The 14,186-nt window shown below is 70.5% G+C and carries 13 protein-coding genes; all 13 read right to left on the reverse strand.

What is annotated here, in order from left to right; genetic code table 11:
- Positions 1-128 precede the first annotated feature (128 nt).
- Positions 129-1,280, reverse strand: coding sequence for an LLM class flavin-dependent oxidoreductase (locus tag FB390_RS30130; protein ID WP_141812589.1), 1,152 nt, complete (start codon positions 1,278-1,280; stop codon positions 129-131).
- Positions 1,277-2,086, reverse strand: a complete 810-nt coding sequence (locus FB390_RS30135) for a DUF1684 domain-containing protein (protein WP_141812590.1) — start codon at positions 2,084-2,086, stop codon at positions 1,277-1,279. The genes FB390_RS30130 and FB390_RS30135 overlap by 4 nt, the downstream gene beginning before the upstream one ends.
- Positions 2,083-3,456: an NtaA/DmoA family FMN-dependent monooxygenase gene (locus FB390_RS30140; RefSeq protein ID WP_141812591.1), complete on the reverse strand. Its 1,374-nt coding sequence runs from the start codon at positions 3,454-3,456 to the stop codon at positions 2,083-2,085. Before FB390_RS30140 ends, FB390_RS30135 begins: the two co-directional genes overlap by 4 nt.
- Complete coding sequence (locus FB390_RS30145; RefSeq protein ID WP_141812592.1) at positions 3,453-4,601, reverse strand: LLM class flavin-dependent oxidoreductase; 1,149 nt, start codon at positions 4,599-4,601, stop codon at positions 3,453-3,455. Before FB390_RS30145 ends, FB390_RS30140 begins: the two co-directional genes overlap by 4 nt.
- Entirely contained in the window at positions 4,601-6,214 is a 1,614-nt protein-coding gene (locus FB390_RS30150) for a dipeptide ABC transporter ATP-binding protein (RefSeq protein WP_141813181.1), read from the reverse strand. Before FB390_RS30150 ends, FB390_RS30145 begins: the two co-directional genes overlap by 1 nt.
- Positions 6,215-6,390: 176 nt before the next feature.
- Positions 6,391-7,206, reverse strand: coding sequence for an ABC transporter permease (locus tag FB390_RS30155; protein WP_141813182.1), 816 nt, complete (start codon positions 7,204-7,206; stop codon positions 6,391-6,393).
- Between the two features lie 89 nt (positions 7,207-7,295).
- Positions 7,296-8,294 carry an ABC transporter permease gene (locus FB390_RS30160; protein ID WP_141813183.1) on the reverse strand — a complete coding sequence of 333 codons (999 nt, stop codon included), beginning with the start codon at positions 8,292-8,294 and terminating at the stop codon, positions 7,296-7,298.
- Position 8,295: 1 nt separating this feature from the next.
- Positions 8,296-9,915: an ABC transporter substrate-binding protein gene (locus tag FB390_RS30165; protein ID WP_141812593.1), complete on the reverse strand. Its 1,620-nt coding sequence runs from the start codon at positions 9,913-9,915 to the stop codon at positions 8,296-8,298.
- On the reverse strand, positions 9,912-10,991 hold the full coding sequence (locus tag FB390_RS30170; protein ID WP_141812594.1) for an LLM class flavin-dependent oxidoreductase: 1,080 nt from the start codon (positions 10,989-10,991) through the stop codon (positions 9,912-9,914). The genes FB390_RS30165 and FB390_RS30170 overlap by 4 nt, the downstream gene beginning before the upstream one ends.
- Positions 10,988-11,506 (reverse strand): GNAT family N-acetyltransferase, encoded by a 519-nt coding sequence (locus FB390_RS30175; protein ID WP_141812595.1) that lies wholly within the window; start codon positions 11,504-11,506, stop codon positions 10,988-10,990. Before FB390_RS30175 ends, FB390_RS30170 begins: the two co-directional genes overlap by 4 nt.
- Before the next feature lie 4 nt (positions 11,507-11,510).
- Complete coding sequence (locus FB390_RS30180) at positions 11,511-12,470, reverse strand: ABC transporter substrate-binding protein (protein ID WP_246124475.1); 960 nt, start codon at positions 12,468-12,470, stop codon at positions 11,511-11,513.
- Positions 12,471-12,490: 20 nt separating this feature from the next.
- Positions 12,491-13,264 carry an amino acid ABC transporter ATP-binding protein gene (locus FB390_RS30185; protein WP_141812597.1) on the reverse strand — a complete coding sequence of 258 codons (774 nt, stop codon included), beginning with the start codon at positions 13,262-13,264 and terminating at the stop codon, positions 12,491-12,493.
- Entirely contained in the window at positions 13,261-14,133 is an 873-nt protein-coding gene (locus FB390_RS30190; RefSeq protein ID WP_185757330.1) for an amino acid ABC transporter permease, read from the reverse strand. The genes FB390_RS30185 and FB390_RS30190 overlap by 4 nt, the downstream gene beginning before the upstream one ends.
- Positions 14,134-14,186: the final 53 nt, after the last annotated feature.

Genomic DNA, 14,186 nt, shown 5'->3' on the forward strand with positions numbered 1-14,186 from the left:
CGCCCGGAGCAAGGGCGCCGACGAGCGTCTGAGGCTGTAGCGCCGATGAGCGTCGCAGGTGCGGCGAGCGCGTGCGGTCCTGACAAGCGAATGCCCCGCGGGTCACCGACCAGCGGGGCATTCGCGTATCAAGCCGCCCGCGCCGCGCGCAACCCCCACGCCTCGGCCAGCAGCCGATGGGACTCCAGCCGGTCCGCGTGATCGTGCGTGACGCTGGTGACCAGCAGTTCGTCCGCGCCGGTCACCCGTCGCAGCGCGGCGAGCCGTTCCACCACGGTGCCCGGCGACCCGACGAACTGGGTGGCCAGCCGATCGTCCACCAGCCGCAGCTGGTCCGGGGTGAGTGGTCCCGCGGCCTCCGGCGGGAGGAATTCGGTCGCGCCCGTCCCGGCGCGGATGCCGTACACCCAGTGCCCGTAGCCCGCGGCCAGCCGCTTGGCCTTCGCGTCGTCGGCGGCGACCACCACGTCGGCCGAGACCACCACGTACGGTTCGGCCAGGTACTCGGACGGACGGAACGCCGCGCGGTAGGCGGCGACGGCGTCCAGCGCGGTGCCCGGCGCCACGTGGTAGGCGGCGGCGAACGGCAGACCGAGGCGACCGGCGAGTTCGGCGCTCTCGCCGCCGGAGCTGCCGAACAGCCACAGCTGCACCCGCGCGTTCTCACCCGGCACCGCGTGCAGCGGGATACCGTCCGCGCTGGTGTAGGTGCCCGCGAGCAGGGCGCGCACCTCGTCGATCTGGTCGGCGAAGTCCGGCGCCTGCGCGCCCGGCTGCTGCAACGCGCGCAGCGACGCCACGAAGCGGGACCGGTCGACGATGCGGCCGGGATCGAACGGCGGCGGGACCACCACCCCGTCCCGGATCTCCGTGCGTCCGGTGGCGGTGTCGACCACCGGACGCCCGCCCTTGGGATGCGCGGGCTCCGAACCGAATTGGGCCCGCCGGTGCCCCGAACGCCCGAGCCCCAGGTCCAGCCGTCCGGGGTACAGCGCGTCGATGGTGCCGAACGCCTCGACGATCGACGCCGACGTGTGGTGGCCCACCTGTACCGCCGCCGAACCCACCCGAATCCGGGAGGTGTTGGCCGCGACCAGCCCGATCAGGGTGATCGAGCTGGAACTGGCCACCGCTACGAAGTGGTGTTCGGCGAGCCAATACCGGTGGTAGCCCCACTGTTCGGCGTGCTGGGCCAGCTCGACGGTGTTGCGCAGCGCCTGCTGCGCGGTGGACCCGGCGCTGATCGGTGCCAGGTCGAGGATGGAGAGGGGGACCGTCACGCCCGCCCCCTTCCGGGCCGCGGATCCTGCTCGCCCGCCTCGATGGCCACCCGCAGCCGGTTCTGCGCAGGCGCCACCGGGCAAGTGGCGAAATCGGTGAAGGCGCAGGGCAGGTTGGCCGCCCGGTTGAAGTCGAGCAGCACCGCGCCGTCCGCGTCCGGCGCCGCGATGCTCAGCGACCTGGCCGCGGGGTAGGTGGTGACGCCGCTGGTGGCGTCGGTGAACAGAATGCGCAGTCCGGCACCGGCCTGGAACGCGACGACGCGCTCGGTGACCGCGCCGAGGGTGAATTCGATGGTGCCCGTGGCGGAGTGGTGATGTTCGAGCCCGTCGACCACCGCCGCGGTGACGACGTCCTGCGGCTCGGCGAACGCCTCGAAGCGGCCTTGCACGATCCAGCGCGGGTCCGGTTGGTACGCGGGAATCCCGGCGAATGCGGCCAGCGACGGTGCGGCGGGGTCGTGGACCCGCACCGCGTAGCGCCCGGTGCGCCGGATGACCTCCAGCACGCGCTGTTCGTGGCGCACCTCGAGTCCCGGCGCGCCTTCGGCGGGGGTGATGATCTGCACGCCCGCGATGCCGGTGCCCTCGAAGACGAGGCGGTCGGCCGGTTGCGCGGTGATGAACACCTTGCCGTCGGTGACCCACCAGGTGCCGGGCAGGTCGGGCAACCGCTCGGGCTGGTCGGTGAGCCAGTGCAACGCGGTCAGGCTGAGGAAGCCGAGCCGGTCGCGCAGCTGCTCCTCCCTCGCGTCGTGCCAAGCGGCCCACTCGGAGTCGAAACTTGTTGCGGTGGTTGCGGTCATGACGCTCTGGCTCCTTCGTGGACGGATGTGCGGTGATGTGGGTGGCGCAGGCCGAGATGGTCGCGCAAGGTGTCGCCGGCGTACTCGGTGCGGAAGCTGCCGCGCTCTTGTAGTTCCGGGACGACGCGGTCGACGAACTCGTCGAGTCCGCCGGGGGTGAGATGGGGGACGAGGATGAAGCCGTCGGCCGCGTCGGTCTGCACGTATTCATCGATGCGCTCGGCGACTTCGGCGGGCGTGCCGACGAACTGCTGGCGCGCGGTGACCTCGATGATCAGCTCGCGGATGCTCAGGTTCTCGGCCTCGGCCTTGGCGCGCCACGCCTCGGCGACCGCGCGCGGATCCTTCGCGTGGCGCACCCGTCCCCTGGTGATGTTCACGTCGCCGGAGGGGTCTACGTCGGGCAGCGGTCCGTCCGGGTCGTAGCCGGAAAGGTCGCGGCCCCAGACCTGTTCGAGGAACGCGATGGCGGTCTGCGGACCCACCTGCTGGTAGCGGATGTGCCTTGCCCGCTCCTCGGCCTCGGCGGCGGTGTCGCCGAGCACGAAGGTGGCGGCGGGCAGGATCTTCAGTTCGTCGTGCCCGCGGCCGTACTTGGCCAGGCGGCCCTTCATGTCGGCGTAGAACGTGCGCCCCGCCTCGAGGGTGCCGTGGCCGGTGAAGATGGCGTCGGCGGTGGCGGCGCCGAATTCGCGGCCGTCGTCGGAATCGCCCGCCTGCAAGAGCACCGGATGGCCCTGCGGGCTGGGCGGCAGCACGAAGCGCGCGGCGATGTCGAATTGCCTGCCGCGATGGCGGGTTTCGGGAATGTCCTTGGCGAACACGCCCGCGTCGCGATCGACCACGAGCGTGTCGGCGGGCCAGCTGTCCCACAGCGCGCGCGCCACCTCGACCGTCTCGGCCGCGCGGCGGTAGCGGTCGGAGTGTTCCAGATAGCCGCCGCGGCGGAAGTTCTCGCCGGTGAACGCGTCGGAGGAGGTGACGACGTTCCACGCCGCGCGTCCGCCGGACAGGTGATCCAGCGAGGCGAACTGTTTGGCCAGCTCGAACGGTTCGTTGTAGGTGGAGTTGATGGTGCCCGCCAGCCCGAGCTTCTCGGTGACACCGGCAAGCGCGTTGAGCACCGTGAAGGTGTCCGGCCTGCCGACCACGTCCAGATCGTGGATGCGCCCGAGGTGTTCGCGCAGCCGTAGTCCTTCGGCGAGGAAGAAGAAGTCGAACAGGCCGCGCTCGGCCGTGCGGGCCAAGTGGACGAAGGACTCGAAGTCGATCTGGCTCTTGGACGCCGGATCGCTCCAGACCGTGGTGTTGTTCACCCCGGGGAAGTGCGCGGCCAGATGGACGGACTTGCGCGGCTTGGTGGAACTCATGACGGTGTCCCTTCCTGAATCGTGGCGTAGCGGCTCGGCGGGCGCGGCAGATCGAGCCGCTCGCGCAGGGTGGTGGCCGGTGCGGGCGGGGCTGTCGCCAGGTGGCGCAGGGTGGCCTCGACCGCGAGCGGACGCAGCACCACACCGTCGGCGGCGCCCGAATCGGACACGGCCGCAAGGAGTTCGGTGAGCGAGTCGCCCGTGCCGATGTGACGAAGCACCGAGCCGGTCGCGGCGGGCGCACCGGACCGCGGCGCGGTGCCCGACGCCGACCAGCGGTCCAGCTCGGCCAGTTCCTCGTACGCGCGTTCGGCGGTGCCGGCGAGGTGGACATCGATGTCGATCAGCACGCGCACGGCGTCCGGATCACGGTCGGCGCTCAGCAGGGCGCTGCGCAGCGCGGCGCGCCTGGCATGCGCGGCGTCGAGATCCGGTGGGGCGATGCGGATCAGGTCGGCGCGGCGCACCGCGACCTGGATGCTCGGCCCTTCGTCGGCGCGGACCGCGACGATCGGCTGGCCCTGCGGCGAGCGCGGCGTGATCGACGGCCCCTTCACCGAGAAGTAGTCGCCCGCGTAATCGATGTAGTGCAGCTTCTCCCTGTCGATGAAGCGTCCGGTCGGCAGGTCGCGGATCTCCGCGTCGTCCTCCCAGGAATCCCACAGCCGCGTGACCACCTCGACGGCCTCGTCCGCCTCGTGCCACAGCGCGGCTGGTTCCTGTGGGCTCTTGCGGCCGAACGCTTTCGCCTGCTCGGCGCCCTCGGACACGGTGACCTCCCAGCCCGCGCGGCCGAGGGTGGCGAAATCGAGGCTGGCGATCGCCTTGGACAGGTGGAACGGTTCGGTGTGGGTGACCGGCGCCTGCGGTAGCAGGCCGATGCGGTGCGTGGCCGCGGCGGCCCGTGCCGCGATCGCGACCGCGTCGAGCCTGCCCTGTGCGGTCGCGGCGCCGCCCGGCTGCAACCCGAAGGAGTCGGGCAGGAAAACCGCGTCCGCACCGGCCTTTTCGACGGCGGTGATCGCGTCGACCCAGTACCGGGCGGTGAACAGGTCCTCGGCGCGCGAATCCCGGCGTCGCCACGACGCGGGATGCGCGCCGGTCCCGGCGAGTTCCACCGCGAGGAAGAAATCCGAATCCGGCATCATGCCGTCCTTTCCGTTGCGAAATCCACGCCTGCCGTGCGGAAGGCGGGGATCGCGGCGAGCAATTCCCTGGTGTAGTCGTGCCGCGGATCCGCGAAGATCCGTGCGGTGCGGCCGTATTCGACGATGCGGCCGCGGCGCAGCACCGCCACGTGATCGCTGATCCGCCGCACCACCGCCAGGTCGTGCGAGATGAACAGGTAGCTCAGGTCGAGTTCGGACTGCAGGCGGTCCAGCAGGTCGAGGATCTGCGCCTGCACCGAGGCGTCCAGCGCCGAGACCGGTTCGTCGAGCACGAGCAGGTCGGGGTGCAGTGCGAGCGCACGGGCGATGGCCACTCGCTGGCGTTGGCCGCCGGACAGCTCGGCGGGGCGGCGCTCGGCGAAACGCTCCGGCAGCGCGACCTGCCCGAGCAATTCCCGAACCCGGTCGCGGCGGGCGGCGCGGTCGCCGACCCCGTACGCGCGCAGCGGTTCCTCGATGATCGCGCCGACGCGCCAGCGCGGATCCAGTGAGGAGTACGGGTTCTGGTACACCACCTGGAACCGGCGCCGCAGCGCCCGCAGCCTGCCGCGGCGGGCCGCGAGCAGGTCCTCGCCGTCGAAGACGACGCTGCCGTGGTCGGCGTCGGTGAGCCGCAAGGCGATCCGTGCCGTTGTCGACTTACCGGAGCCGGATTCGCCCACCAGTGCGAGGGTTTCGCCGCGACCCAGCTCGAATCCGACGCCGTCGACCGCCGTGATGGCGTCGCCGGAGCGGGCGCGGAAGCGCTTGCGCACCTCGCGCAGCACGAGCAGCGGTTCCCCGCGCGGCCGTTCCGGTCGCGGTGGGCCGGGCGCCAGACTCGGCGACGAGCTCAGCAGCCGTTTGGTGTACGGGTGACGCGGCGCGGCGAGGATCTCCGCGGTCGGCCCGGATTCGACGACCTCGCCGCCGTCGAGCACCACCAGCCGATCGGCGCGTTCGGCGGCCATCGCCAGGTCGTGGGTGATGAGCAGCACCGCCGTGCCGCGCGCGGCGGTGCGCTCGGCGAGCCGGTCGAGCACCCGCCGGGCCACGGTGGCGTCCAGCGCGCTGGTCGGCTCGTCGGCGATGATCAGCTCCGGACCGCAGGCCAGGGCGATGGCGATCAGCACCCGCTGGCGCTGCCCTCCGGACAGCTCGTGCGGATACTGCTCCGCCCGCAGCCGCGGGCGATCCAAGCCGACCTCGGTGAGCAGCTCCAGCACTCGCCCTTGCGCCCCGCGGCGAGCGACACGCCGATGCACGAGCAGCGCCTCGGCCACCTGATCACCCACCCGGCGCACCGGATTGAGCGAGAGGCCGGGGTCCTGCGGTACGAACCCGATCCGCGCTCCGCGCAGCCTGCGCAGCGCTCGCTCCGAGCCCGTGTCGACCCGCTCGCCGTCGAAAGTGACGGTCCCCGAGCGGATCTCCGCGGTGGCTCCGAGCAATCCGATCACGGCGTGCGCCAGCGTGGACTTCCCGGAACCGGACTCGCCGACCAGCGCCACCACCTCGCCGCGAGCGACGTGCAGCGAGGCATCGGCCAGCGCCGTGACCGGCCCGCTCGAGGAGCGGTAGTCGACTCGGAGCCGATCCACTCGCAACAGAGCGCCTTCCGCGCGCGAAGCAGGTGGCGCCGAGGCTGATTCGCGCTCTCCGGTCGGCGCTCGGCCGTCTTGGCGGTTATGGGTCAGAGCATCGGCGGCACTCCGACTGCCATCCGGTGGCGCGGCGACGTCGTCTCGGGCGGGTTGCCCGTCGGCGCGGGCCGTGGTCGGCTTGCTCACGGCTGATCGGTCCTTCCTGCGGCGCGGCCGAGGCGCTGGGCGGCCAGCACGACGGCGATGATCACCAGCCCGGGCACGGTGGTGAGCCACCAGGCGGTGGCGAGGTAGTTGCGGCCCTCGGAGATGAGCGAGCCCCACTCGGGCGTCGGTGGCTTGGCGCCGTAGCCGAGGAAGCTGAGCGCGGAGACCGAGAGCACCGCCATGCCGAACTCGACGGCGGCGAGCGCGAGCACGGGCTGGTAGGAGTTGGGCAGGACGTGCCGGGCGAGCACCGTGTACCAGCGCACCCCGGAGGCGTGCGCCGCCTCGACGTACACCGCGCGCCGCACCCGCAGCACTTCCGACCGCATCACCCGCGCGAAGTTGGCGATCAACGAAACACCCACGGCGATCGCCACATTGCGTGTTCCGAAGCCCAACGCGGTGACCAGCGCGAGCGAAAGCAGCAGCGCCGGAATGGAGAGCAGCACGTCCACCACGCGCATGGCGACGGCGTCGGCCACACCGCCGATCGCCCCCGCCAGCAGCCCGAGCAGCGAGCCGGCCACCAGTGCCAGCGCGACGGCGGACAGCGTGGCGGTGAGAGAGAGCCCCGCGCCGTGCACCATCCGCGTGTACAGATCGCGCCCCAGGTTGTCCGTGCCGAACCAGTGCTCGGCGCTGGGCGCCTGGAACTTCTCGGCGGGCACTCCGGTGAGCGGGTCACCGCTCGCGAACACCGACGGCGTGAGCGCCCACCCCAGCACGAGCAGCGCCACCGCCGCCGAGACGATGAGCCCGGCGTTGCGCCGGAGCGCGCGCACGCTCGGCATCGGTCCGCGCAGGCCGGGTAGCGCGATCCGGCGGGTCTTGTCGACCACGTCAACCACGGGCGTTCCCTTCTCGATCCGCGGCGTTCTCGTCAGACACGGACGAGCACCTCCTCCGCGATGTCCTCGGCCTCCGTCGCCTCGCCGGAACGCCCGCCGCGCGCCGCGATCCGCGGGTCGAGCAGCGGATACAGCAGATCGACCGCCAGATTCACCGCGACGAACACCAGCGAGGTGAGCAGCACGATGCCCTGCACCACCGGAATGTCCTGGGCCAGCACGGAGGTCTGGGTCAGCCTGCCGACGCCCGCGCGCGCGAACACCGTCTCCACCACCACCGACCCGGCGAGCAGATTGCCCACCAGCACACCGGCGATGGTGAACGCGGGCAAGCTGGCGGGCCGTGCCACGTGCTTGCGCTGCACCCACCAGCGCGACGCGCCCTTGGCCAGCGCCACTTCGGTGAACGGCTGCCGCCAGGTGGATTCCAGTCCGGCCGCGAGCACCTGTGCGATCACCGCGCCGATCGGGATGGCCAGCGTCAAGGCGGGCAGTACCGTGCCACGCAGGCCCTGCCCGCCGAATGCGGGGGCGAGGCGCCAGTGGAACGAGAACACCTGGAGCAGTAGCAGTCCCGTCCAGAACGTCGGCACCGCGACACCGAGCGGCGGCAGAGCGGCGAGTAGGTTCCGGAGCCAGGGCTTGCGCGTGTAGGTGGCGGCGAAGGCCAGCGTCACTCCGCCGAGGGTCGCGAAAAGCAGGGCGAGCGAGGCCAATCCGAGCGTCGCGGGCACGGCCTCCGCGACGGCCTCGGTGACCGGGCGACCGGTCGAGATGGACAGTCCGAGATCACCGCGGATCGCGTTGCCGAGCGCTGTCGTGTACTGGTCCCACAGCGGACGATCCAATCCGTAACGGGCTTGCAGCTCCGCGATCGCGGCCTTGTCGACCGGCGTTCCCGCGCCGCCGCCGTCGGCCGCGATGGAGACCGGGTCGGCGGGCAGCAGGTAGAGCACGACGAACGAGATGCTGAACGCCGCCCAGAGCACCCAGATCGCCTGCAGGACGCGCAGCGCCACATAGCGGGCCATCTCAGCGCCCACTCAGCCAGGTGTCGAAGAACTGCAACCGGGCCGACGCCTCGAACTTCAGGTCCCTGGTGTTCGCCGCGGCGCCGATGGCCTGGGAGAGCTCGATGGTCGGGATCCACAGCCCGGCCTCGAGCACCTGCTCCTGCGCGGTGCGGATCAGGGCGGTGCGCGCGGCGGCGTCGACCGCGCCGAGCTGACCGTCGAGCGCGTCGTCCAGCGCCGGAATGCGTTCGCGCGCATTGAGGTTGCGGCCCTCCACGCCGAACACCGAGCGCAGGATGTCGCCGTCGGCGCGGGTGGTGTTGTAGTAGGTGATGTCGAAGTCCTTGGCGTTCTGCCGCGCCGTGGACTCCGGAGAGGACACCAGGTCCAGCTTCAACTCCACGCCCACCTGCCGCAGCTGCTGCTGCACCAGTTCCAGAATGGCCTGGTTACCCGCGAACGCCTGGCTGAACAGCACCGAGAACGACAGGCGCTCGCCGTTCTTCGCGCGAATGCCGTCACCGCCCGGTACCCAGCCCGCTTGGTCCAGAATGCCCTTCGCCGCGGCCGGGTCGTAGGCCAGTCGCGCCGAGAAGTCCTGGAAGCCGGGTGTGGTGCTGGCCAGCGGACCGGAAGCAGCGTTGAACTGCGGGCCGAGGACGGTGTCCACCAACTGCTTCCGATCGATGGCAGGCAACAGCGCCTTGCGCACCGCGGGATCGCGCAGCGGGCCACGGGTCACGTTGGCCTGGAGGCCGAACGGCACGCCGGGGTTGACCGTGGTGAGCAGGCGCGCACCCGCGGCTTCCAGCTGCGGCACGTCCTGCGGCAGCGCGTCGCTGATCGCGTCGAGCTGACCGGACACGAGACTGCCGGTACGAACCCCGGATTCGGGCACCACCGTGAACTCGATCCCGTCCAGGTAGGCCTCGCCTCGGTGCGCGAACACCGCCGATCCCCAGTGGTATCCGATGCGCTTGGCCAGCGTCGCGGACTGATCTTGTCGCCAGCCCGCGTAGGTGAACGGTCCGCTGCCGATGTTGTCGCCGAGGCAGCGCTGTTCGGCGGGCTTCGCGGTCGTCGCGTCGGCGAGAATGCCCAGCTGCGTGGTCGAGGAGGCCTGCAAGAACTGGGCATTGGGCCGACTGAACTCCACGCGCGCCGTCAGCCGGTCGACGACGGTGGTGCCCACGTAGTTGGTGAGATAGCTGGCGCCGAGCGGCGACTTCACCGCGCCGAGCCGCTGCACCGAGTCGAAAGTATTGCGCACCGAGTCCGCGGTGAGCGGGGTGCCGTCGCTGAACGTGACGCCGTCGGCGAGGTGGAAGGTGAACACCTTTGCGTCCGGACTGATTTCCCAGCTGCGCGCCAGCCAGGGTTCGATCCGACCGGTCTGCGGATCCTGGTCGGTGAGCGAATCGACGATCTGCCGTGCCACATAGAGGGTCTGGTTGGTGCCGGCCTGCGCCGGATCCGAGCAGGTCGGCGCCTGGGACAACCCGTAGCGCAGCGTGCCGCCCGGCCGGGGCGGGCCCGCGTCGCCGCCCGGCGCGCTCGAATCGCTGCCGCAGGCGGCCAAGGCGCTCGTCGCGGCGAGCGCGCCGACCAGCGCGAGAATTCGACGACGGGTTCGGATCACGATGTCACTCCAATGAGTTCGCTGTGTGCGGTGCTTGCCGCCAACGGCCTGCTGGGAATTCGGCGGCGCAGTTCCGGCGCCACCTCGGCTTGGAAGAGTTCGAGACTTTCGCGGTGTTCGGCAACGCCGCGACCGTCGCGCTCGGCGGACAGGTGAATGACCTCGTGGCCGAACCGTTCGTGCTGGCGGCCGACCTTGTCCACGATCTGTTCCGGGCTGCCGATCAACGCCGAACTGCGCGCGACGAAATCGTCGAGTGTCTCGAAGACGATGGGTAGACCGAGCTTTCGGCTCAGCGCCAGCCGCGCCTCGAAGATCGGCCGGTATGCGGTCAGCGCCTGCTGCGAGGTGCGCGCCACGTGGAAGCCCGCCGTACCGGCGCCGACCAGCGCCTCGGCCGGATCGTGGCCGTAGTGCTCCCACCGCTCCCGGTAGTGGCGCACCAGTTCGGCGTAGGGCTCGATCGGATTGGTGACATTGGCCGAGAACAGCGGGTCACCGTGGCGCGCGGCGAGTTCCACCGAATCGCGGCTGGTGGCGCTGCCGTGCCAGATCCGGATCCGCGGCTGGAACGGGCGCGGCAGCGCCTTGGCCCGATCCAGCGGCGGACGGAACCGTCCCGACCAGGTGACGCTGTCGCTCGCCCACAGCGCCCGGAACAGTTCGTAGCCTTCGCGATTGCGCTCCCACTGATCCTCGGTGGTGACGTGGAACAGCTCGGCCTGCGCCGCGCCGTTGCCCTTGCCGATGATCAGCTCGAGGCGCCCGCCGGAGAGGTTGTCCAGCGTCGAGTAGTCCTCGAAGGCCCGCACCGGGTCGAGCAGGCTCAGCGTCGTCACCGCCGTGAACAGCGTGATGCGCGAGGTGATGGCCGCGATGTGGGAGAGGATCACCGGCGGTGCGGCGGACAGGAACGGATCCTCGTGCCGCTCACCGACGGCGAATCCGTCGTAGCCGAGATCCTCGGCGAGCCTGGCCTGTTCGACCACCGACCGCAATCGCTGCCTGGTGTCGGGCAGCACACCGGTCCGCGGATCGGGCACCCGCGTCACCAGCGTGAACAACAGGAACTTCATGCCGTCGCCTCCCATTCGCCGAGGTCGAGAAACTTTTCGAACGGGTGCGGGCCGACCACTTCCGCGGGCAGCGCGGGGTCGTAGAGGGCGAGGTACCCGGCCGCCAGGTACAGGCCGACCGCCTCGGGCTGGCGCGGTCCGGTCGTCAGATAGACGCGCCGGTAGCCCCGGGCGGCGATCTCGGCCTCCAACCGCTCCAACACGAATCGGCCGAGACCACGCCTGCGGTGCTCCCGCGCGGTCCAGATCCGCTTCAGCTCGGCGGTCGTCGCGTCGAACTGCTGAAAAGCGCCGCCCGCCACCGGCTCGCCGTCCTGCGTGACCACGAGCAACCCGCCCTCCGGCGGTGCGAAGTGCGCGGCCGGATAGCCGCGCAGATCGGTGTGCACCTCGCCGGGAGTCCGGCCGTAGCGGCTGCTGTACTCGAGCGCCAGCTCGGCGAGCAGCGGCGCGGCAAGCGGATCGTCTTGGGCGACCCAGTGCGCCCGGCGGATCGTCGAGAGTCCCCGTGTCATCGGGTCACCGCTGCTTCGGTAGACCGGGCGGATTGATCCGCGATTCGGTGACGGCCTCGGTCCGCAGTCCCCAGCGGTCGATGACCCGCTGATAGAGCCCGGACTCGAGCGCGTGCCGCAGGGCCTTCTGCACCGGGCCGATCAGACCGTTGTTCTTCTTCGTCAGCACACCGATCTCGCCTTGCAGCGCCTCGCCCGCGCCGGAGAAGGTCGCCACGATCTTGGTCTGGTTCGCCGTGCTCACGTGGTAGATCGCGGTCGGATTCGGGCCGAGATAGCCGTCGAGCCGCTGCGAGGCGAGGGCGAGATAGTAGTCGCTGGTCTTGTCGTAGTAGGCGATCTCGATGGCGGGCAGCCCCTCGGCGCGGTTCTGCTCGTTCCACTTCACCAGCAGCTGTTCCTGGTTGGTTCCGGTGCCGACGCCGATCCGCTTGCCCGCCAGGCTCTTCCGGTCCTGGTACTGGAGCTCGCTCGCGGCGGGCACCTCCAGCGCGACGTTGTCGTGCCGGTAGGTCGCGAAGTCGTATTTCTCCTTGCGCTCCTCGGTGACGGTCACGTTCGAGATGAAGGCGTCCACTTCGCCGGAGTCGACGCGCACGAAGTTCTGCGACCAATCCGCCACGCTCGCGACCAGTTTCAGCCCCAGGATGTCGGCGACCAGCGATGCGAAGTCGACCTCGGAGCCGACCACCGTCTTGTCGTCGGTGGCGTAGAAGCGCAGCGGCGGCGCGGTGCCCGACGCGCCGGTCACCACCAAGGTCCCTCGGTCACGGATGGTCTGCGGTACCTCGGCGGCGATGGCGTCGACCTTGTCCGCGCGGACGCGTCCGGACTGCTCGGGCGACAGGTCGAAGGCGACCGTGCCGTCGGAGGAGACCTGGAGGTCTTCGTCGGGGTCGGTGGCACACGCGGTGACCAGCAGCGCGGCCGCGGCGAGGGCGGTGACCATGGCGGGGAATCTCATCGGGAACCTGTTCGTGACGCTCATCGGACTCGGGACAGAAAGGCGCGGGTGCGCGGATGGTTCGGGTTGTCCAGGACCTCGGCGGGCGGGCCCTGTTCGACGATCACGCCCGCGTCGAGGAACACCACCGTGTCGGCGACCTCCCGGGCGAAACCGATTTCGTGCGTGACGATCACCAGCGCGGTGCCGTCCTCGGCCAGATCGCGGATCACGTCCAGCACCTCGCCGACCAACTCCGGATCCAGCGCCGAGGTCGGCTCGTCGAAGAGGATCACTCGCGGCCGCACGGCCAGCGCCCTGGCGATCGCCACCCGCTGCTGCTGCCCGCCGGACAGCCTGCGCGGGTAGGCGTCGGCGAGTTCGCCGATGCCGACGCGCTCGAGCAGCGCCTTCGCCTCGCGCTCGACCTCGCGGCGGTCCCTGCGCTGGGCCGCCACCGGTGCGAGGGTGACGTTGTCCAGCACCGTCAGATGCGGGAAGAGATTGAACTGCTGGAACACGAAACCGATGCGAGAACGCTGTTCACGGACCACGCGATCCGGCAGCGGATACAAGACGTCGCGCCGCAGGCGGTAGCCGATCAGTTCGCCATCGATGTGCACGGTGCCCGCGTCGACCGGCTCGAGGTGGTTGAGCACCCGAAGTAGCGTCGACTTGCCGGAACCGGACGGGCCGATCACCGCGACCACCTCGCCCGCGCGCACCGTCAGATCGATGCCGTGCAAGATCTCGGTGCGACCGAAGGACTTTCGCACGCCGGTGACTCGCACGGCGGGCGTCTCGAGCGCGGTCATCGGGTCGCTCCCCGAGGCGCGGCGGAACCGAGCTCGGCGATCTCGCGGACCCTGCGCCGCAGTTCTTGGAGCGGCGTCGGTGTCGGGGTGCGCTGGGCGCCCTTGGCGTAGTGGCGCTCGATGTAGTACTGCGCCACCGTGAGAATCGTGGTCAGCAGGATGTACCAGACCGTCGCCACCATGAGCAGCGGCACCACCCGGCCGTTGCGGCCGTAGATCACCTGCACCTGGTAGAAGAGTTCGGCGATCGCCATCACCGAGACGATCGAGGTGCCTTTGAACAGGCTGATCACCTCGTTGGTCGCGTTCGGCAGGATCGAGCGCATCGCCTGCGGCACGACGATCGTGCGGAACTGCCGCCAGCGCGGTATACCCAGCGCCGCCGCGGCTTCCAGCTGACCAGGATCGACCGAAACGAGCCCGGCGCGAATGATCTCGGCCGAATACGCGGCCTGGTGCAGCGCGAGACCGATCACGGCGGCGGTGAATCCGGTGATCACACCGTTGACCTCGAAGGTGAGGAACGCCGGTCCGAACGGAATCCCCAGCGAGAGAGTCCGATACAGGTAGGCGATGTTGAACCAGAACAGCAGCTGCACGATCATCGGAATGGAGCGGAACGCCCAGATGTAGACCCACGCGATCACCCGCAGCACCGGATTGTTCGACAGCCGCGCCACGGCGAGCAGGGTGCCGATGAGGAAGCCGAGCGCGGTGCCCCACAGCGTCAGTTCCAGCGTCACCCGCAGCGCCGTCAGCACCGATCGCGCGGTGAAGTACTTCGCGAACGTCGGCCAGTCCCAGCCGGGATTGGTGACCAGGCCGTGCGCGAACTGGGCGAGCAGGATCAACGCGGCGGCGCTGATCACCCAGCGCCACGGGTGGTAGGTGCGTGCGACCCTGGGGGTTCGGTCGCTGGTTG

Source organism: Nocardia bhagyanarayanae, from assembly GCF_006716565.1.
In the GTDB taxonomy this organism is placed as follows: domain Bacteria; phylum Actinomycetota; class Actinomycetes; order Mycobacteriales; family Mycobacteriaceae; genus Nocardia; species Nocardia bhagyanarayanae.

Excerpts from the sequence above, each read along its gene's own strand:
- FB390_RS30155 (WP_141813182.1), bottom strand. The coding sequence starts at position 7,206 with ATGCCGAGCGTGCGCGCGCTCCGGCGCAACGCCGGGCTCATCGTCTCG.
- FB390_RS30170 (WP_141812594.1), bottom strand. The coding sequence starts at position 10,991 with ATGAAGTTCCTGTTGTTCACGCTGGTGACGCGGGTGCCCGATCCGCGG.
- FB390_RS30160 (WP_141813183.1), bottom strand. The coding sequence starts at position 8,294 with ATGGCCCGCTATGTGGCGCTGCGCGTCCTGCAGGCGATCTGGGTGCTC.
- FB390_RS30185 (WP_141812597.1), bottom strand. The coding sequence starts at position 13,264 with ATGACCGCGCTCGAGACGCCCGCCGTGCGAGTCACCGGCGTGCGAAAG.
- FB390_RS30145 (WP_141812592.1), bottom strand. The coding sequence starts at position 4,601 with ATGCCGGATTCGGATTTCTTCCTCGCGGTGGAACTCGCCGGGACCGGC.
- FB390_RS30180 (WP_246124475.1), bottom strand. The coding sequence starts at position 12,470 with ATGAGATTCCCCGCCATGGTCACCGCCCTCGCCGCGGCCGCGCTGCTG.
- FB390_RS30175 (WP_141812595.1), bottom strand. The coding sequence starts at position 11,506 with ATGACACGGGGACTCTCGACGATCCGCCGGGCGCACTGGGTCGCCCAA.
- FB390_RS30135 (WP_141812590.1), bottom strand. The coding sequence starts at position 2,086 with ATGACCGCAACCACCGCAACAAGTTTCGACTCCGAGTGGGCCGCTTGG.
- FB390_RS30140 (WP_141812591.1), bottom strand. The coding sequence starts at position 3,456 with ATGAGTTCCACCAAGCCGCGCAAGTCCGTCCATCTGGCCGCGCACTTC.